Origin of the sequence: Faecalispora jeddahensis, assembly GCF_000577335.1 — a bacterium.
Lineage (GTDB): Bacteria > Bacillota > Clostridia > Oscillospirales > Acutalibacteraceae > Faecalispora > Faecalispora jeddahensis.
In genome coordinates this window covers 1-18,277 of the sequence record NZ_CBYL010000001.1, presented here as the reverse complement: position 1 = coordinate 18,277, position 18,277 = coordinate 1, and the positions used below count along the sequence as shown (strand labels likewise).

The following is an 18,277-nucleotide window of genomic DNA, read 5'->3' as shown; positions in this document are numbered from 1 at the left end:
ATGTTCTCTCCCCTGCCTGCGGCAGGGGAGAGAACGATAAAAAAATACAGGGAGGCGGCCATGAACACATCTTCATTGCAAACCCCGCAGGGGACTTACCGGCAGATCACGGTGAACACCGTGGTTGTGGGTTCCGGAGCGGCCGGCTTTAATGCCGCCGACCGCCTCTGGATGCTGGGGCAGCACGACGTTGCCATTGTGACCGAGCACGTTAAGGCGGGCACCTCCAGAAATACCGGTTCAGACAAACAAACCTATTATAAGCTCACGCTCTCCGGCGGGGACCCGGACAGTGTGCGGGAAATGGCGGAAACGCTCTTCTCCGGCGAGTGTGTGGACGGCGACATCGCATTGTGCGAGGCGGCGCTGTCCGCGCAGGGCTTCCTGCGCCTTGCGGAGCTGGGCGTTCCGTTCCCGAAAAATCGATATGGGGAATATGTAGGCTACAAAACAGACCACGATCCTCGCCGCAGGGCGACCAGCGTCGGCCCGTACACCTCCAAGAGAATGACGGAGGCGCTGGAGAAATCGGTCAATGAAAAGCAGATTCCGATTTTTGACCGCATGCAGGTCATCCGGATTCTCTCTGACCGCAGCAGGGTATATGGCCTGCTCTGCCTCGACACCTCCGCGCCAGAGGATGCGGACAGCCGCTTTGTGGTGTTCCGCTGCAAGAATGTGATTTACGCCACCGGCGGCCCCGCGGGCATTTATGCGGACAGCGTGTATCCCTTTGGCCATTTCGGCGCGACGGGCATTGCGTTCGAGGCCGGCGTGCGCGGCAAAAACCTGACGGAATGGCAGTATGGCCTTGCCTCCACCCGGCCCCGCTGGAATGTGTCGGGCACTTATATGCAGGTCATGCCGCGGTTTCTCTCCACAAATCCCGACGGCTCGGATGAGCGCGAATTCTTATTTGACTTCTTTACCGATCCGGGCGACATGCTCACCAAGGTGTTCCTGAAAGGCTATCAGTGGCCGTTTGATGTGCGCAAGGTGAAGAACGGAAGCTCGATCATCGATATTCTCGTCTATCTGGAAAGCTGCAAGGGCCGCAAGGTGTTCCTTGATTTCCGCTCGAATCCGGGCGGCGGCGAGCTGGATTTCTCCGCTCTGGGAGCGGAAGCACGCGACTATATGGAAAAAGCGGGCGCCTGCTTCGGCACGCCGTATGATCGCCTGCTGCATATGAACACCCCCGCGGTGGAGTTTTACCGCGGACGCGGCGTAGACCTTGCGAAGGAGCCGCTGGAGATCGCCCTTTGTGCCCAGCACAATAACGGCGGTCTTGCGATCAACGCATGGTGGCACACGAATCTGGAGGGCTTTTTTGCCGCCGGAGAGGTCAGCGCCAGCCATGGCGTGTACCGTCCGGGCGGCAGCGCGCTGAATGCCGGTCAGGTGGGTTCATCCCGCGCGGCCGAGTATATCGCGGCCCGCAGAACCGGCGAGCCGGAGGGGGAGCAGGCGTTTTTGGCTTGCGCTCTGGAAGCCGCCGGGCAGATGAACGCCCTTGCGGACGAAGCAGTGCACAATACTGCCGGTACGCCCGTGCAGCAGCTGTGGGACACCGCCGCCGTGCGGATGAGCCGCTTTGGCGCAGCCATTCGCAGCGGTGAAGGAATTGACGCCGCCTTAGAAGAAACGCGCCGGGAGCTTTCCGAATTTTCCGGCCTGGTTTCCGTTGCTTCCCCCGCGGAGCTTTCCAAGCTCTTTCGCCTGCGCGATGTTCTGATCTGCCAGCAGGTGTATCTTTCCGCCATGCGCGATTATCTCGAGCGGGGCGGCAAAAGCAGGGGAAGCGCCCTGTACACTGACCCGGACGGAGAAAAACCATATGCCGTTCTGCCGGATACCTTTACCTTCCGGCTCGATAACGGAGCGGGGGGCGGCGTGATTCAGGAGGCCGTTTATCAAAACGGCGCCTGCAAGATCAGCTGGCGACCCGTACGCCCGATTCCGGAGGACGACGACTTTTTTGAAAACGTCTGGCGTTCCTACCGCGAAAACGGAAACATTGATGAATAAGTAAATTTCGCACCCAGTTTGGAATAAGCCGCTGCCTCGCGCGGCCGGTGCATTTGTGCAGCCCAAAGCGGGCCCACCCTCCCGCTTTGGAACTGCGTTTGATTCATCCCCTTGAATATGACTTTGCCGGGTGTACGCTCCACCGTACATCCAAATAGGCTTCCTGTGGAAAAGCAAGAGAAAAGCCGAAAGTCTCCATGTGTAACGCGCGCATGGAGGCTTTCGGCTTTTTATACTGATTTTTCACTGAACAGCAGAAACAAGGTTTCGGTTTCCCCCTCACCGTTGGAGGGGGAGAAACGTCCCTTTTCGCCTGTTTCGTGAAGGCTTTGTGTTATACTGTCATCAGAAAATCTTCTTCCCAGATTTTGCCCTTGAGCTGGTCGGATTCCTCAATCGCGGTGAACAGCTCCGGGTATTTGCGCTTCATGCGGGTTTCTTCATCCTGCTTATCCACAATGTGAAGATCAATCAGCGTTCGGATTTTTGAAACGTCCCTCTCCTGGATCAGCCGCAGGATTTCTTCGTGCTGCTCATAGGTTTGCTGACGGATGTCCGACTCCGAAAGGGACAGCAAACGGATCCGGTAATAATGGCTCGACATGTTCAGAACGTTTTCCAGACAGAACGGGTGGTTGGTCGCCTGAAAGAAAACCGTGTGAAAAGCGTCGTCCGTACGCAGAAAATCGCGGGCATCCTTGTTTTCCAGCGCCTTCTTCTGCTGCCGCAGCAGATCCTTTAAAGCTTTAATGTCAGATTCCTGGTAGCTTTCTAAAAACTCCCCCAGAACCCTTTCTTCGATGCAGGACCGCATAAAACGTTCGTCTCTCACTCGCTGGATGTCGATTTTAGAAACGATCGTGCCCTTTTGCGGCGTGGTCGTCACCAGACCGTCCTTTGCCAGCTGAATCAGAGCGTCACGGATGGGGGAGCGGCTCACCTTTAAAAAGTCACTCAATTCGTTGATGTTGATGGTCTGGCCGGGTTTCACCTGCAGCCCAATGATGCTGCTGCGAAGGTACTGATATACATTTTCTCCCGCTGTCTGAGAGTCCTTGGGTTGCTTCTGATTGGTCACAAATGCCCCTCCTAAAATGAAAGTGGACGACGGAATAGGAAGAAATAATCTCTAACATATTGATCTAATATATTGTAGTGCAATACTGACTGTAATACAAGAGGAAATAAAAAATATTGTGCGGCTTCGCGCTATATCTATGTTAAAAAATGACTTTTTGACCAAATTCATAAACGGTTGACTGGCATTTTGTAGAATATACTCATAGACTGATGCGTTTTACTATGCTATATTTAACATGGCAGACAGTTATATTAGGTTAATATATTAACGTAATATTTAACATAGTATATATCAGATGGAAATGTGCATTTTGAAGGGTGGTCACAATCTTGAAAGAAGTAGTCATTACCGGGCCCCGGCAGTTTGAAGTACGACAGGCTCCTGTGCCGAAACCCGGTGACGGAGAAGTGTTGATTCAAATGAAAGCGGCCGGCGTGTGCGGTTCCGATTTTCATTTGTTTTTAGGAGAAAACCCCAATGCGGTATATCCCCGCATTCCCGGTCATGAGAATGCCGGTGTGGTGGTAGAGGTAGGCAAAGACGTAACCTCCGTTCAGCCCGGCGATGCCGTGGTGGTCGATCTGGTGGTTGCCTGCGGTCACTGCCCGCAGTGCCTGAGCGGACGAAGGAACATCTGCCGAACGGTAAAGGCGCGCGGCGCCGCGATCGACGGCGGCTGGAGAGAATACCTTGCAGTGCCGGAGCACGAGGTTTATATTTTGCCCAAGGGAATTACATATCGTGAGGCGGCACTGATCGAGCCCTTTGCCATCGGCGGCCACTGCACCAAGCGGGCTGGGATTCAGGGCGGCGAATCGGTGCTGGTGCTGGGCAGCGGAACCATCGGCGCGGTGATTCTGCAGACCCTAAAACAGAAGGGCTGCCGGGTGATTTGTGCCGATATCAATGAAAGCTCTTTGGAGCGTGCGAAAGAATACGGCGCCGATTCTGTTGTCAATACGAAGATACAGAATCTGAAGGAATGCGTACAGGAGTTTACAAATGGAGCCGGGGTCGATGTGATTTTCGATTCCGCGTGCTATCCGGGCTCGCTCACCGCGGTGCTGGAACAGGGTATTCCCACAAATGGGGCGACCATTGTCCCTCTGGGCTTCTGCACAGAGCCGGAAGGGATCACGCAGGCGATGATCAACGCGCGGGAGCTTTCCATCATAGGCACCAGAATGTCCAGCGGTCAGTTCGAGCCCACCATCCAGAACTTTGCACAGGGGAAATTCCAGCTCGACGGCATGGTCAGCCATTACATCCCCTTCGATCAGGTGGATCAGGTATTTGAGAATATGCTGCACCCGGTGAAGGACATGAAGAAGATGGTCATCGTGTTTGGGGAGCAGGAATAGGCTTTTTTCAGAACAGGAATTTAGCGGCGGGGAAATTTCGGAGCCGCTAAAGATAGAATGTGAGAAAAAACAGGAGGAGTTCAAGAATGAAAAAGTTTTTTGAGAATTCGGGAGGAAAACCGACGGTGAAGAGGTTGTTTTCAAGTATCCTGGCGGTCGCGATGATCGCTTCTGTTGCGACGGCGTGCAGCGGCAGCACCGGAAGCACTGCAAGTACGGGCGGCAACGCCGAGGAAAAAGAGTTCAGCCTGAAAATCGGCGACAACTGGGGAGCCACACACCCCATGGCGGCAGCTCTTGACAACGTCTTTAAGAAACAGATCGAAGAAAAGTCCGGCGGCAAGATTAAGGTGGATGTCTACCATGACGGTCTGCTGGGCGACGAAGCCGCTCTCTGGCAGTCTGTCCGCGACGGTTCCGTAGACTTTACGGTGGTCGGCACTCCGATGAACCAGGAGTTCCCGATGATGCTGATTTCCGACTGGCCGTTCCTGTATCGTGACCTTGATCACGCGAAAAAGGTCTGGACGGGTCCGATCGCAGACGAAGTAAGCACAAAGTTCCATGAAAAATTCCCTGAGGTCGAGCTGCTCGGCTGGGGCCCCAACTCTGCGCGTACCTTTACATCAAACAAGAAGCTGACGAGCGTTGAAGACTTTGTGGGTCAAAAATTCCGTATGCCCAACAACCCGATTCACGTCGGTATCACCCAGAACCTTGGGGCTTCCGCGACGGTCATCCCGCTCGGCGAGCTGTTCACCGCGCTGGAAACCGGCACCGTAGACGGACAGGACAACGGCATGGTGACAGTGCTTGCCCAGAACTTCCAGGAAGTTCAGAAATACCTGTATGAAACCAACCATATTGTTGCCACCCTCGAGATCGTTGCGAATACGGATAAGCTTGAGGAAATGTCCGAGAATCAGCGCCAGATCATCCGCGACGCGGCCAAGGCCACCGCTGCTCAGGCGTGGGAAGACTACATTGCCTCCGTTGATAAAGATCGCCAGACTCTGATAGACGCCGGCGTGACCGTAACTGCCTGCTCCGACGAAGACCGGGCGAAAATCATCGAGAAAATCCAGCCCACCATCGACAAGCTTCTTGCTGAAAATGACTGGGCAAAAGATCTGACCGAGAAAATCAAAGCGGTTCAGTAATTTCATCTGAGCAAGACCGTGCCCTTTCATCGGGGTACGGTCTTGTGTATCAAAGAGGAGGGGGATTTATGTCCGACAGCAGTCATAAGTCGCGAGGGATCGGGAAGATCGTAGACAAACTGTTTCAGGTCATAGAGATTGTCATCGCGATCTTTCTGGGTGTCATGATTTTTTTCACCTTTTTAAATGTGATATTGCGTCAGTTCGATTTGGGCTTTGCGTGGACGGAAGAAGTAGCGCGCATCTGCTTTATCTATTTGGTCTATTTGGGCTCGATCATAGCCGCACGCGAAAACCGCCATCTGATGATCGACACGCTGATCAACAAGATTCCTCCCATGTCTCAGAAAGTTCTGTACGTGGTGATTCAGAGCACGATCATTTGGCTGATGGGTGTGCTGGCGACGGGCGCGTTTCAAAACGCGTGGAAGAACCGCAACGACTTTTGGGTTGCGACACACTTCCCGGTCTTTATGGTGCATTTTGCCGGCGTCCTGCTGGGCGTTTCGGTTATCATTATCTCACTGGTAAACCTGTACCGTATGTTCTTCCTGAAAGAATCCGTATTGGAGCTGTTCGGGGATCATGGTGAGGACGACGCTCTGTCCAATGACGGAGAATTAGGGGAAGGAGCCGGTCTGCAATGATTATTGCTATCTTTATTGCTTCCATGCTCGTAGGGATCGTCATCGGACTGCCGATCGCCGTAGCATTGCTGCTGTGCGCTGTGGCGACAGCGCTGGCGCTCGGCGGCGGCGACGCAAACCCGACGATCATCGCGCGCACGCTGATGCAGGGCTCGGATTCCGTTACCATGATGGCGCTGCCGTTCTTCGTGCTGGCGGGCGAAATCATGAATCGCGGCGGACTGACGAAGCGCATCATTGCGTTCTGCAATATCTTTATCGGGCGTGTGCGCGGCGGATTGGGTTATGTTACGATCCTCGCGTGTCTGATGTTTGCTTCGCTTGTCGGCTCTGCTGTCGCGGCCTGTGCCGCGCTGGGCGCGATTCTGATTCCCATGATGGCGAACTCCGGCTATAATCGCGAGAAAGCCGCCGCGCTCACCGCAAGCGCGAATCTGGTCGCGCCGATCATGCCGCCGTCGGTGCCGATGATTGTGTACGGCATTGCGGCGGGCGTTTCAATCAAGTCCCTGTTCATGGGCGGCATTGCGCCGGCCGTTTACCTTACGATCATCGCCAGTGTGGTGTGGTTTTTTGTTTCCCGCAAAAAAGGTGTTGTGCCGGATACGGAAACCGTATCGAAACCATCGCCGAAAGAAGCGGTGAAAATTATCCTCGATGGTCTGTGGGCGCTGTTCCTCCCGGTGATTATCCTCGTTGGGCTGCGCTCTGGTTATTTCACAGCGACGGAAGCGGGCGTGATCGCCTGCGTCTATGCGATCCTGATCGGTCTGTTCATCTACCGCGAGCTGAAAATCAAGGATTTGATGAAAGCGTTCGTCGCGTCGGCAAAGATGTCCGCCGTGGTGATGTTCCTCGCGGCAGCCGCCAACTGCGCCGCCTACTTTATGACGATCTCACGCATTCCGCAGATGATGACGTCCGGTCTTGAGGGCCTGGTGGAAAGACCGACGCTCCTGATGTTCGTACTGATGTGCATTGTCGTCGTTGTGGGTCTTGCCATGGACGTGGTGCCGAGCATTCTGATCCTCACGCCGATCATGCTCCCGCTGGTGAAGGCCGCGGGGATCGACCCGGTGTATTTCGGAATCGTGTTTGTACTGATGAACGTGCTGGGTTTGACGTCTCCTCCTGTCGGACCTGTTTTGAATGTGGCGTGCGCTACCGGCAAGGTGAAGATGGACAAAATCATCCTGCCGACCATGCCGTATTTTATAGCGCAGACGATCCTGTGTTTCCTGCTGGCGCTTGTGCCGGCACTTGTGGAAGTCCCCTTAAGATGGCTTGGGGGATGATCCTGTAAAAGCAGGGCTGATCGAAAAAAACTGGCGAGCTGAAATTCGCAGGCTGTTATGAAGCCAAAAGGAGAGATTAGAATGAAGCTAAACAAAGAGGGAATTCGTCAGCAGGGAGAATGGGAGAGGGCCGGTATCCGTCTGCCTCGATTTGACATCGACGCGATGCGCGCGCAGACCGAAGCCACGCCGCAGTGGGTGCATTTCGGTGCGGGCAATATTTTTCGCGGCTTTATTGCCGAGCTTCAGCAGCGCCTGCTGGAAAACGGCTCCGCCGGCACCGGGATCATCGCGGCGGAAACCTTTGACGACGAGATCATCGAGAAGATTTATCAGCCGTATGATAATCTGGCGCTTTTGGTGCTGATGAACCCCGACGGCCGCCTCGACAAGACCGTGGTGGGCAGCATTGCCTGCGGTCTTTCCGCCGCGCCGCACAAGGAGCAGGACTGGAACGAGCTCAAGCGGATTTTCCGCAGCCCGTCGCTGCAGATGGTCAGCTTTACCATCACGGAAAAAGGCTACAGTCTGCGCGACATGAAGGGGGAGCTTCTTCCGATCGTGCGCGAGGATTTGCAGGCAGGCCCCAAGGCCCCGCATCACGCGATGGCCATCGTGGCTGCTCTGGCCTATGAGCGCTACCAGGCGGGCGAGCTGCCGGTTGCTTTTGTCAGCATGGATAACTGCTCACACAACGGAGAAAAACTTTCCTCCTCCGTATTGGAGATCGTCCGGTTCTGGCAGCAGAACGGTCTTGTTCCGGCAGAGTTTGCCGCGTATATGAAAAATCCGGAAAAGGTGGGATTCCCATGGTCGATGATCGATAAGATCACCCCCCGTCCCTCCCCGGTAGTGCAGCAGGCTCTGGAGCAGGATGGGGTGGAGGCGATGGCCCCCGTCATTACCGAGAAAAAGACCTTTATTGCTCCGTTTGTCAACGCGGAGGTTCCGCAATATCTGGTGGTGGAGGATCAGTTCCCGAACGGCCGTCCCGCTTTGGAGAAAGCGGGAGTCTATTTCACAGACCGCACTACCGTGGAAAATACCGAGCGCATGAAGGTGACCACCTGTCTGAATCCCCTGCATACCGCTCTGGCGGTGTACGGCTGCCTGCTGGGCTATGATTCCATCGCGGCGGAAATGGCTGACCCGCAGCTCAAGAAACTGGTCGAGCGAATCGGCTACGACGAGGGAATGCCGGTCGTTGTAGACCCCGGCATCATTCATCCCATGGATTTTATCCATGAGGTGATCGACCAGCGCCTGCCGAATCGCTTTATTCCCGATATGCCGCAGCGAATCGCCACGGATACCTCCCAGAAGGTCGCGATCCGGTTCGGCGAAACCATCCGCGCGTATCAGAGCCGCGAGGGACTCAATCCCGGCGATCTGGTTTACATTCCGCTGGCGCTTGCCGGCTGGTTGCGCTACCTGCTGGCCCTTGACGACAACGGACAGCCGATGGAGGTCAGCGCCGACCCCATGCGCGAGCAGCTGCAGCAGTATTTACATGGAATCGAGCTGGGCAATCCCGCATCGTATCACGGCCAGCTGCGCCCGGTGCTGGAGAACGAGGCGGTGTTCGGTGTCAACCTGTACCAGGCGGGCCTTGGCGAAAAGGTAGAAGGCATGTTCCAGGAGCTGGTTGCAGGGCCTCACGCGGTACGCGAGACTCTGAAACGTTATATCCTTTAAAAAGGGCGATTGATGTCTTTCCCCGCCGCAGGTGGGGAAAGACATGGTTGTACTTGCATCAGTTAATTGGAAAGTGAATCAATTCTGAAAAAAGAAGGAGAGAATAAGGCATGAAAATGACATTTCGCTGGTACGGCAGCGGCTTTGACCCGATTCCCCTGAAATACATCCGCCAGATTCCCGGTGTAACTGGTGTGGTCGGCACCCTGATGGACGTCCCCGCCGGGGAGCTCTGGCCGCTCGAAAAGATCAAGGCGCTTCAAAAGGAAGTCAACGATGCCGGCCTCGAGCTGGAAGTGATCGAGAGCGTCAATGTTCATGAGGACATCAAATTGGGCCTGCCCACTCGTGATCGTTATATTGAGAATTACAAGCAGACTTTGCGCAACCTGAAAGAGATCGGCGTAAAGGTCGTCTGTTACAACTTTATGCCGGTGTTCGACTGGACCCGTTCCGATCTGGCCAAGGTGCTGCCCGATGGCTCCAATGTGTTGTCATACGATCAGTCCATCATCGACAAGATCACCGACCCGCAGAAGATGGCCGATGAAATCCAGAAGGATTCCGGCGAGTTCGAAATGCCTGGCTGGGAGCCGGAGCGCATGGCCAGCCTGAAGCAGCTATTTGAGCAGTATAAGAATGTTTCTCACGAAGATCTGTTTGCAAACCTGAAATATTTTCTGGAGCAGATCATTCCTGTGTGTGAGGAATGCGATATCAAGATGGCGATTCATCCTGATGACCCGCCGTGGGATATTTTTGGTCTGCCCCGCATTGCAACCAATGCGGAAAATCTGGAGAAGATTCTGGGTCTTGTCGACAGCAAATACAATGGCCTGACCCTCTGCTCCGGTTCGTTCGGCTCAAACCCGGATAACGACGTCCCCGCGGTAATCCGCCGCTTTGGCAACCGGATTCATTTCGCGCATGTGCGCAATATCAAGATTCACGAGCGCGGTAAGTTCGATGAAAGCTCACACCTGAGCTCCGACGGTTCTCTCGATCTGTTCGAGATCATGAAAGCCTATTACGATGTCGGCTTTGAGGGTTACGTACGTCCCGACCACGGCAGAATGATCTGGGATGAGAAGGGCCGCGCCGGTTATGGCTTGTATGACAGGGCGCTTGGCATCACATACCTGAACGGCTTATGGGAAGCCATTGAAAAAATGAGTGCAAAGTAATATTCGAGCATATGGAACAGCGGATGGGCCATGCTTCCCGATTGGGAAAGCGGCCCATCCGCTGTTTTGCAGGCTGAGCCTGCACACACGTCGCGAATCAACTCGGCAAGGGAAAGTGTTTTTTCCGTCGCGGAGGGAAACTTTTATGAAACCTTCTAAAACTTATTATTTTTTAATAGTTTCCCCTGTATAGGGTTTCTGCTGGAGCAGGGCCTGCCCCGGCACGAGGGCAAATCCTGCGCTAGCAGGCAGATCATGTTTGCACTCACATTGTGAGGAAACCGGCAGAAAAACAATCGATTCCCCGCAAAAAAGTTTGATCAAATATAAAAAAGCCTGCCCCAGCTTGAAGGGCAGGCATTAATAAAATTGCGTCTGTAGAAAACTCTCTAAAAGTTCTTACGCTTTCAATAGAGAATCTTTCTTCTGGCACTTTTCCACAATCAAATTCGCACATTTGTAAATATCGCCGCCGCCCAGCGTCAGGATCAAGTCCCCTGGCTGTGCGTGCGACATGGCGTAGTCCGCCATCTCTTCAAAAGAAGAAAGACAGACGCTGCCGGGAACCTTTTCCGCAAGGTCCTTGGAATAAATATTGTAGGTGTTGGTTTCGCGCACCGCCAGAATGGGAGAGAGCACCACGTGCTCCGGGATAGACAGCGCCTTTGCAAAGTCGTCGAGCAGCAGATAGGTGCGCGAATAGGTGTGCGGCTGGAACAGTGCCCATACCGCGTGGAACCCCATGCGGGAGGCTGCCGTCAGCGTGGCGGTCAGCTCAGTGGGGTGGTGGGCAAAATCATCCGCGACTGTTATGCCGTCGAATTTGCCCAGTATCTCAAAACGGCGGTGGACGCCGGTAAAGCGGCCGAGGCTTCCCGCCGCTGTTTTCGGGTCGATTCCAAGGTAATCCGCCACAGCGGCTGCGGCCAGCGCGTTCATAATATTGTGCTTGCCCGGAACAGACAGCGTAACGTCGGAAAGCTTTTCGCCGTGCTTGTAAACCGAGAAGCTCTCACAGGCTTTCGGCAGATCAGAGATTCCGCCCGCGGCATAGTCGTTGTCGGGGTTCATGCCAAACGTGATGATCCGCGCGTTCTGGATTCCCTCCACCGCCTTGCGGCAGTTCGGGTCGTCGCCGTTGATCACCAGCAGACGGCTGGTCTGCGAAGAGAACTGATGAAAGGATTTGATGATGTTTTCCAGCGTGCCGAAGTAATCCAGATGATCGGCGTCGATGTTCAGGATCACAGAGATCGCCGGGGTCAGCTGAAGAAAGGTGTCCACATATTCGCAGGCTTCGCAGATGATCGTCTGGCTTTTGCCGACACGGCCGTTCCCGCCGATGGCAGGCAGCTTCCCGCCAATGATTGCGGATGGGTCCACGCCGCCGTCAATACACACCTGGGTGATCATCGCGGTGGTGGTCGTTTTGCCGTGCGTGCCCGAAACGGCGATGGAGTTCTCGTACCGGCAGGTGACGATTCCCAGCATCACGGAGCGTTCTACCACGGGGATGCCGCGCTCTTCGGCGGCTACCAGTTCGGGATTGTCGTGCTTGACCGCTGCGGTATATACCAAAAGCTGTGCGTCGCCGATGTTTTCGGCCTTGTGTCCCATCGAAACGGGAATTCCGTAAGAGCGGATTCTATCAAGTGTATCGGATTCGTTCACATCGGACCCGGTCAGCTCAAATCCTTCATGGTGAAGAATCTCTGCCAGAGGGCACATGCCCGACCCGCCGATACCGACAAAATGGATGCGTTTGACCTGATCTAAAATATCCTGCTTCATAAAATAAGGACTCCTTTTATCCTGAAATCGCCGTACAAACGGCGCGAAAAATTGAAACTTCATTGCTTTTAGCGTCCAGAAGGCTTACCTATCTATTATATTGCTTTCGTCACATAAAATAAACAACTTTTTTCATTTTCCGGCGGAAAAAACCAGCCGGATATTCTTTTGCGCAATCACAACCACAAGCAAAAATCCATACTATATTTTAGCAGACGAAATAGGAGGTTATGAAGCTTGGAATGGAACAGCTTTGGAGTGATCGGCGGCGATCAAAGGCAGATAGCGCTGGCAGAATCCATGGCAGCTGACGGATATACGGTATATGCCTACGGTTTTGATAAAGCGGCAGAGCTCAAGGGAGTTCGGCCGGCAGAACTGAGAGATCTGGCACTGGTTTGCGACACGATTGTGCTGCCCTTGCCGGTAACGCGGGACGGGCAGCATTTGAATACGCCGTTGGGCAGCGAGCTGATCCCGCTTGACGAGGAGTTTGCCCAACTGATGCGGAACAGGAGAGTGTTTGGAGGCATGATGGATCGGCTGTATCAAACCAGCGAGCTGTGGCAGGAAATAGACACCCGCGATTACTTTGCCAGAGAAGAGCTGGCTGTGCGCAACGCAGCACTGACAGCAGAGGGAAGTATTGAAATCGCCATGAAAGAGTACCCCGGCGCAATCGGGAAATCCCGCTGTCTGGTGGCGGGGTTTGGGCGTATCGGCAAAGCGTTGGCACATATGCTGCGGGGGCTGGGGGCCAGAGTGTCCGTCAGCGCGCGCCGTCCCGAAGATTTTGCCTGGATCGAGGTTTACGGCTACGAGCCGGTGCACACCGGCAGTATCTGTCAGAAAGAACAATACGATATCATCTTTAATACCATCCCGGCCCGGGTGTTTACCAGGCGGGTTCTGTCCGCCATACCCACGGATACGATTTTGATCGATTTGGCGTCTGCTCCGGGCGGTGTGGATACAGAAGCGGCAGAAAAGCTGGGCATTCACGTGATTCCAGCGCTTTCTCTTCCGGGGAAGGCTGCCCCCAAAGCGGCGGGAGAGGTCATTAAGGGGACTATTTACAACATGATGGAGGAGTGAGAGCCTTGAGCGGATTGACCATAGGCTATGCATTGACAGGCTCGTTCTGTACCTTTGAAAAATCGGTGGAACAAATGCGCCGTTTGATAGACGAAGGACACCGGCTGATTCCGATCATGTCGGAAACCGCCTTTTCAACAGATACGAGGTTTGGCCGTGCGCAGGATTGGAATCAAAAAATTGAGGAACTTTGCGATCACGAAATCTGGCATACGATCGTTCAGGTAGAGCCGATCGGCCCGAAGCGCCTGGTCGATTTGATTTTGATTGCCCCCTGTACGGGGAATACCCTGGCCAAGATGGCCCACGGAGTAACGGACACCGCCGTAACAATGGCGGCAAAATCTCATTTGAGGGTAGGAGGACCGGTACTTCTGGCCATTTCCACAAACGATGCGCTGAGTGCGGCAGCCCAGAATGTAGGCCGCCTGATGAACACGAAGCACATTTATTTTGTTCCCATGGCGCAGGACGACCCGGAGAATAAGCCGAATTCCGTTGTGTCGGATTTCAGCCTGCTGCCTGCCGCAGTGCTCAGTGCGGTACAGGGCAAACAAATGCAGCCGGTACTGCTGCAAAAATAAAAGGAGGGCGTTTCCGATTGGAAAACGCCCTTTTTTGCGGGCATGAAAAAACAGAAGCTAATTTTTGTCTTAAAAGAAATAGAATCAACCGTTGAGTTAAAAGGATGATACATACTTCTTACGGATGATTCTATAAAGAAATCGTAAGGTAAATGGATACTTTTGAATCTGAATTTGATATACTGCAGGTTGTTTTTTCTTTCCGGATGAAACCGGAAAGCTTCTATCACGACGCAACGCATTTTGAAAGGATCATTCCATGAACCGTTAGGATCAAATTGCAGAAATGACGGCAAGTAAAAAGAGCTCCTCATTCTGCGGGCGCTGTTCCATTCCTGTTTGCTGATGAACTCGGTGAAGATCACAGGGCCAAGAGGATTGATCTTACCGCGATTCTGTTTTTCTGATCGTGGAACTTTCCTTAGCCCAGAATATCACAGATTATAGATATCCGCAAATCGAAAAATCACCGTAAAGGAGCGGCTATAGCATTTTCTGAATGCTGAAACGAAAAACATACAATCAAAAAGGGACACATCGAATCAATCGGTGTATCCCTTCGCTGTTGGTTTGATTCGCGGTTTCATGGTGAGCTGCTGCAATACGGTATAATTTCTTAAAAAGTAAACCCATGGGGTTCTGTAAATACCCGGATTTCTCATCCTGCCTTTTACAGAAAGCTACTTTAAGTCCTGTATGCTCATTTTTTCAAGCTCCGCACGAAGCTTCATTTTTTCGCGGCAGCCAAAATAAATGCCAAGCAAAACGATCGTCGGAATATTGCTGAGCAGGAATGTGGATGCAATGAGAATGAATATTTCCCTGCCGTCCATCCCATCATATACAGCCAACCCTAAAACCATCAGTAAAGAATACAGAAACGTAATTGCCGGGAGGATCAGCCCAAACCATTTGCTGTTCTTTTTCGATAAGAATATCTGAAGAAAAACGCCCCCCACCAATAAAACCAATACCAAAAATAATGCGACTGTTGCATTGGCCACGTTATTCGCCTCCTTTTAGTTTTTTATATTCCGAAATCAGAACCTTAGCTGTGTCAAAATCGATCTTATCATTGACAGCCAGTCGCTTGATCAGTGAAATGTATGGTTCATTTGAAATATCTTCGTTTATTTGAATCTTCTGGATTAATTTATCCAGCCGAAGTCTTACGGTTGGATAAGTGACGCCGTATTGATTGGCGATTTCTTTCAGTGAGCCCGACGCTAACAAAAAGTTCTTCATAAAAGACACATCTTCTTGATCAAGGCCGACCATCCATTCAGGAACAATGTCTATTGCCATATAGCACCTACCTTTCTTTAACTATATTCAGTATATGCTTTAATTTTATTTAAGTCAATATCAAAAACATTTTACATATAATAAAGCCAGTGCCTACAAAGCACTGGCTTTTGTATCGTTTTATTAGAAAATAAGGGAAATGGAAAATCTGCCCAAAATCTGTTTTCTCTTTTTTTCGCGTCCGAAAAGTCCAGCTTGGTGATTACGTCCGGGTTAGCAATGCTGGTTACGTCCATTGTGTTCAGATACTTGAAGTCCTTATGGCCTGCTCTATGTCTGCGTTGTATTCGCCGTTGATTGTGGTCAACAGATACCTCCAGCTGAATCGCTCTTGTCACTCCATTTGTAGGTGCCGGAGGGAACAGAGCCCGCCGACTGGCCGGACGAAGTCGGAGTCTTGCGCAGCAATCGCAGATAATAGATGAAAGCTATTGACAAATCAGCGAGGAGGATTTATAGTTTAAGTAAACTGTTAGTTTACTTAAACGCACTGCAATGAAACGGAGAAATGACATGGGACGAAAAGAACGCAGCCAAAAGGAAAAAGAGCTCAGGCGCGGCGATATCATCGACGCCGCCGAACGGGTTTTCTTTTCCAAAGGATATGAGAATTCCTCGATGGATGAAGTTGCAAAGGAAGCGGAATTCAGTAAGCGAACCGTTTACATGTATTTCAGCGGCAAAGAGCAGATTTATTACGAAATCATGATCCGAGGGTACCGGCTGCTGATCGATATGCTGGAAGCCGGTTTTGAAGAGAAAAAGCCTCAAAATGCAGTCGAAGAGCTGCGCTGTATCTTCTTCTCTTTCTTCCGGTTCAGCCAGGAACATGCTGCGTATTTTAAGGCGATCATGGAATATGAGACCAGGGATTCTGACCAATACGCTGGTCTAAAGGATACACTTGTCGAGGAATGCTACCAGTTGGGCGAGCAGATTTTTGACTATCTTTCGCGGGCACTGCAAAAAGGCATACAGGAGGGAAGCTTGCGCAAAGGACTTGACAGCGAAAAGGCTGCGTTAATCTTGTGGGCGTGTACCGTTGGCGTTTTTAATACCAGAGAGAAGAAGAAAGAATATTTAAGAAACTACCACAGCATCAATCCTGAAGAGTTCGTAACGGAGGCTTTCGATATGATGATGCGTTTGATTGCAGACAAGGGAGAAACCGAAAATGAAAGGAAAAAAAATTCGTAAATACGTGGTTAGAGGGCTTACCGGCATTGCCAGGGCGTGTCTTCTTTTATTAACCACTCTTTTTGTAATCAGCGGAGGTTTTATGAAACAGCATTATCTGGAACCATGGTCGAAGGAGTATGCCGCACAATATGACGATGCAAGAATACGCCTTGCGGCTGGTGGAATTCTTGCCGCCAGCGGACACAACATGCAGCCGTGGATCATTCGGCTCGATCCTTCCGATCCCATGACATTCCATCTTTATGCCGACAGCAAGCGCATGACAAAGGAAGTGGATCCTTATGCGCGTCAGATGATGATTTCGCAGGGCACTTTTTTGGAATATGTCGCCGTAGCCGGTAAAAAAGAAGGATGGGATACCAGAATCGAGCCTTTCCCGGATGGAGAGTATGACGAGGGTGATCTTGCCCACAGCATGGATACCCTGCCGGTGGCAAAGATCACGCTGGTAAAAGCGCAGCCGCAGGAGATTCCGCTCTATGGCTCCATGTACCTGCCCGATACTAATCGGGAGCCGTACCGTGCCGAGGGGCTTTCCGTTCCGCAGGTCTCTGCCCTGGAATCGCTTTCGGATGCCGCTGGAATCTCTATTCAGGTGTATCAGGAGCAGGCCGAGCTTTCGAAGATCGGCCAGTATGCCCTGAAGAGCGCGGAAATAGAAGCTGGCGTCTCCCGTGTCATGGAGGAGTCCAGTGCGATTTTTCGCGCCAGCGAGTACCAGAAAAATCGATACCGTTACGGCTTCTCTGTAGAAGGTCAGGGCGCGTCCGGGCTTAGGATGCATGTTTTGCAGGGAATACTCACCGTTTTTCCGTCTTTGAATTCCGGTGAAGCTGCCGCCCGCAATTTTATCAGCTATGCCAGCGCGTCGGTTCACAGCACGCCGGCTTACGCAATGATCGTCACGCAGGACAACAGCAGAGCTTCTCAGGTAGAAAGCGGAATGCTCTACAGCAGGCTGGTGCTGACAGGGCATACGTTGGGCCTTGTTATGCAGCCGCTCAGTCAGGTTCTGGAGGAATACCCTGAGATGGACGGCCCCTATACAGAATTCAAGCAGGCCTACGCGCCGGGCAGCGGCACCGTGCAGATGCTGTTTCGTATGGGATACCCGACCAAGGAAGTGCCGCTGAGCATGCGGCGGGACGTAATGGATTTTGTTGAGAAGTAATCGCGATGTGAAAACGCCGTCTCGAATTCGGGCCATGTTGGGTTTGCTGGCAAAAGAGACTTCTGATTGCAGAATTAGGATAAAAGCAATAAAGGCAGGGCGGACGGCGAAAATGGATTGCGTCTTAATTATTTAGATGGTATATGAAAGCTGTCGCGGCAAAATAGAAAGGCTTGCTGTCTGTGTATCACAGGCAGCAAGCCTTTCTGGTTGCTTGTAAAATATTATTTGACTTTTGTATCGCTTTAATTGGAAAACGCTGTCTCCCTGTTTGCTGGCTCAGTTCTCTCTCTTCTTCGCGTCCGAAGAGTTCAGTTTGACGATCGTGTCCGCGTCGGCAATGCCGGTTACTTCCATTCCGTTCAGGTACTGAAAGTCCTTGACGGCCTGCTCCGTGCCCGCGGTGTATTCGCCGTTGATGGCGGTAAACATATACCCCAGCTGATCTAGGCGGGTTTGCAAGGCCTTGACCGCGTCGCTCTTGTCACCCCGTTTGTAGGTACCGGAGGGAACAGAGCCAGCCGACTGGCCGGACGAAGCCGGCGCCTTGCTCGATGCAGCGGAGCTGCTGGAGGAAGACGAGGAGGACGAATTGCTGCCGGAGGAAGCGGGAGCTGACGAAGAGGATTCAGACGGCTTGGAAGAGGGGAGGTTCCCCTCCAGCAGCTCAGGGTATACGG

General features: G+C 52.6%; 16 protein-coding genes. 11 read left to right on the top strand and 5 right to left on the bottom strand.

What is annotated here, in order from left to right; genetic code table 11:
• The first annotated feature begins 60 nt into the window (after nucleotides 1–60).
• Complete coding sequence (locus TY09_RS00080; protein WP_042429807.1) at nucleotides 61–2,028, top strand: FAD-binding protein; 1,968 nt, start codon at nucleotides 61–63, stop codon at nucleotides 2,026–2,028.
• Between the two features lie 334 nt (nucleotides 2,029–2,362).
• Here TY09_RS00080 and TY09_RS00075 read toward each other — a convergent pair whose 3' ends face one another.
• A complete protein-coding gene (locus tag TY09_RS00075; protein WP_042429804.1) occupies nucleotides 2,363–3,106 on the bottom strand; it encodes a GntR family transcriptional regulator in 744 nt (247 codons plus the stop codon).
• Nucleotides 3,107–3,438: 332 nt separating this feature from the next.
• Between TY09_RS00075 and TY09_RS00070 the strand changes: the two genes are divergently transcribed.
• From TY09_RS00070 to uxuA, 6 genes are all read left to right on the top strand, one after another.
• Complete coding sequence (locus TY09_RS00070; RefSeq protein WP_207739139.1) at nucleotides 3,439–4,470, top strand: zinc-dependent alcohol dehydrogenase; 1,032 nt, start codon at nucleotides 3,439–3,441, stop codon at nucleotides 4,468–4,470.
• 86 nt (nucleotides 4,471–4,556) lie between these two features.
• Nucleotides 4,557–5,630 carry a TRAP transporter substrate-binding protein gene (locus tag TY09_RS00065; protein ID WP_042429798.1) on the top strand — a complete coding sequence of 358 codons (1,074 nt, stop codon included), beginning with the start codon at nucleotides 4,557–4,559 and terminating at the stop codon, nucleotides 5,628–5,630.
• 68 nt (nucleotides 5,631–5,698) lie between these two features.
• Nucleotides 5,699–6,277 (top strand): TRAP transporter small permease, encoded by a 579-nt coding sequence (locus TY09_RS00060; protein WP_042429795.1) that lies wholly within the window; start codon nucleotides 5,699–5,701, stop codon nucleotides 6,275–6,277.
• Nucleotides 6,274–7,572 (top strand): TRAP transporter large permease, encoded by a 1,299-nt coding sequence (locus tag TY09_RS00055; protein WP_042429793.1) that lies wholly within the window; start codon nucleotides 6,274–6,276, stop codon nucleotides 7,570–7,572. Before TY09_RS00060 ends, TY09_RS00055 begins: the two co-directional genes overlap by 4 nt.
• An 81-nt stretch (nucleotides 7,573–7,653) precedes the next feature.
• Complete coding sequence (locus TY09_RS00050) at nucleotides 7,654–9,267, top strand: mannitol dehydrogenase family protein (protein WP_042429789.1); 1,614 nt, start codon at nucleotides 7,654–7,656, stop codon at nucleotides 9,265–9,267.
• Nucleotides 9,268–9,377: 110 nt separating this feature from the next.
• Nucleotides 9,378–10,451, top strand: coding sequence for a mannonate dehydratase (gene uxuA, locus TY09_RS00045; protein WP_042429786.1), 1,074 nt, complete (start codon nucleotides 9,378–9,380; stop codon nucleotides 10,449–10,451).
• Between the two features lie 399 nt (nucleotides 10,452–10,850).
• Here the strand turns inward: uxuA and murC are convergent, their stop codons facing one another.
• A complete protein-coding gene (murC, locus tag TY09_RS00040) occupies nucleotides 10,851–12,242 on the bottom strand; it encodes a UDP-N-acetylmuramate--L-alanine ligase (RefSeq protein ID WP_042429783.1) in 1,392 nt (463 codons plus the stop codon).
• A gap of 237 nt (nucleotides 12,243–12,479) precedes the next feature.
• Between murC and TY09_RS00035 the strand changes: the two genes are divergently transcribed.
• Entirely contained in the window at nucleotides 12,480–13,337 is an 858-nt protein-coding gene (locus TY09_RS00035) for a dipicolinate synthase subunit DpsA (RefSeq protein WP_009060159.1), read from the top strand.
• A gap of 5 nt (nucleotides 13,338–13,342) precedes the next feature.
• Nucleotides 13,343–13,921, top strand: coding sequence for a dipicolinate synthase subunit B (locus TY09_RS00030; protein WP_009060153.1), 579 nt, complete (start codon nucleotides 13,343–13,345; stop codon nucleotides 13,919–13,921).
• Between the two features lie 680 nt (nucleotides 13,922–14,601).
• Here TY09_RS00030 and TY09_RS00025 read toward each other — a convergent pair.
• Together TY09_RS00025 and TY09_RS00020 are read right to left on the bottom strand one after the other, a co-directional pair.
• Entirely contained in the window at nucleotides 14,602–14,925 is a 324-nt protein-coding gene (locus TY09_RS00025; RefSeq protein WP_009060132.1) for a hypothetical protein, read from the bottom strand.
• Nucleotide 14,926: 1 nt separating this feature from the next.
• Entirely contained in the window at nucleotides 14,927–15,226 is a 300-nt protein-coding gene (locus tag TY09_RS00020; protein ID WP_009060155.1) for a DUF2089 family protein, read from the bottom strand.
• A 513-nt stretch (nucleotides 15,227–15,739) separates the two neighbouring features.
• On the opposite strand from TY09_RS00020, the gene TY09_RS00015 reads away from it, so the two are divergent.
• Complete coding sequence (locus TY09_RS00015; RefSeq protein WP_042429775.1) at nucleotides 15,740–16,423, top strand: TetR/AcrR family transcriptional regulator; 684 nt, start codon at nucleotides 15,740–15,742, stop codon at nucleotides 16,421–16,423.
• An 82-nt stretch (nucleotides 16,424–16,505) separates the two neighbouring features.
• Complete coding sequence (locus tag TY09_RS00010; RefSeq protein WP_242841407.1) at nucleotides 16,506–17,597, top strand: Acg family FMN-binding oxidoreductase; 1,092 nt, start codon at nucleotides 16,506–16,508, stop codon at nucleotides 17,595–17,597.
• A gap of 279 nt (nucleotides 17,598–17,876) precedes the next feature.
• On the opposite strand, the gene TY09_RS00005 is transcribed toward TY09_RS00010, so the two are convergent.
• Nucleotides 17,877–18,277: peptidoglycan-binding domain-containing protein (locus TY09_RS00005; protein ID WP_042429768.1), on the bottom strand; the 401-nt coding region annotated here is incomplete at its 5' end.

Excerpts from the sequence above, each read along its gene's own strand:
- TY09_RS00080 (WP_042429807.1), top strand. The coding sequence starts at position 61 with ATGAACACATCTTCATTGCAAACCCCGCAGGGGACTTACCGGCAGATC.
- TY09_RS00065 (WP_042429798.1), top strand. The coding sequence starts at position 4,557 with ATGAAAAAGTTTTTTGAGAATTCGGGAGGAAAACCGACGGTGAAGAGG.
- TY09_RS00060 (WP_042429795.1), top strand. The coding sequence starts at position 5,699 with ATGTCCGACAGCAGTCATAAGTCGCGAGGGATCGGGAAGATCGTAGAC.
- TY09_RS00055 (WP_042429793.1), top strand. The coding sequence starts at position 6,274 with ATGATTATTGCTATCTTTATTGCTTCCATGCTCGTAGGGATCGTCATC.
- TY09_RS00050 (WP_042429789.1), top strand. The coding sequence starts at position 7,654 with ATGAAGCTAAACAAAGAGGGAATTCGTCAGCAGGGAGAATGGGAGAGG.
- uxuA (WP_042429786.1), top strand. The coding sequence starts at position 9,378 with ATGAAAATGACATTTCGCTGGTACGGCAGCGGCTTTGACCCGATTCCC.
- murC (WP_042429783.1), bottom strand. The coding sequence starts at position 12,242 with ATGAAGCAGGATATTTTAGATCAGGTCAAACGCATCCATTTTGTCGGT.
- TY09_RS00020 (WP_009060155.1), bottom strand. The coding sequence starts at position 15,226 with ATGGCAATAGACATTGTTCCTGAATGGATGGTCGGCCTTGATCAAGAA.
- TY09_RS00015 (WP_042429775.1), top strand. The coding sequence starts at position 15,740 with ATGGGACGAAAAGAACGCAGCCAAAAGGAAAAAGAGCTCAGGCGCGGC.
- TY09_RS00010 (WP_242841407.1), top strand. The coding sequence starts at position 16,506 with ATGAAACAGCATTATCTGGAACCATGGTCGAAGGAGTATGCCGCACAA.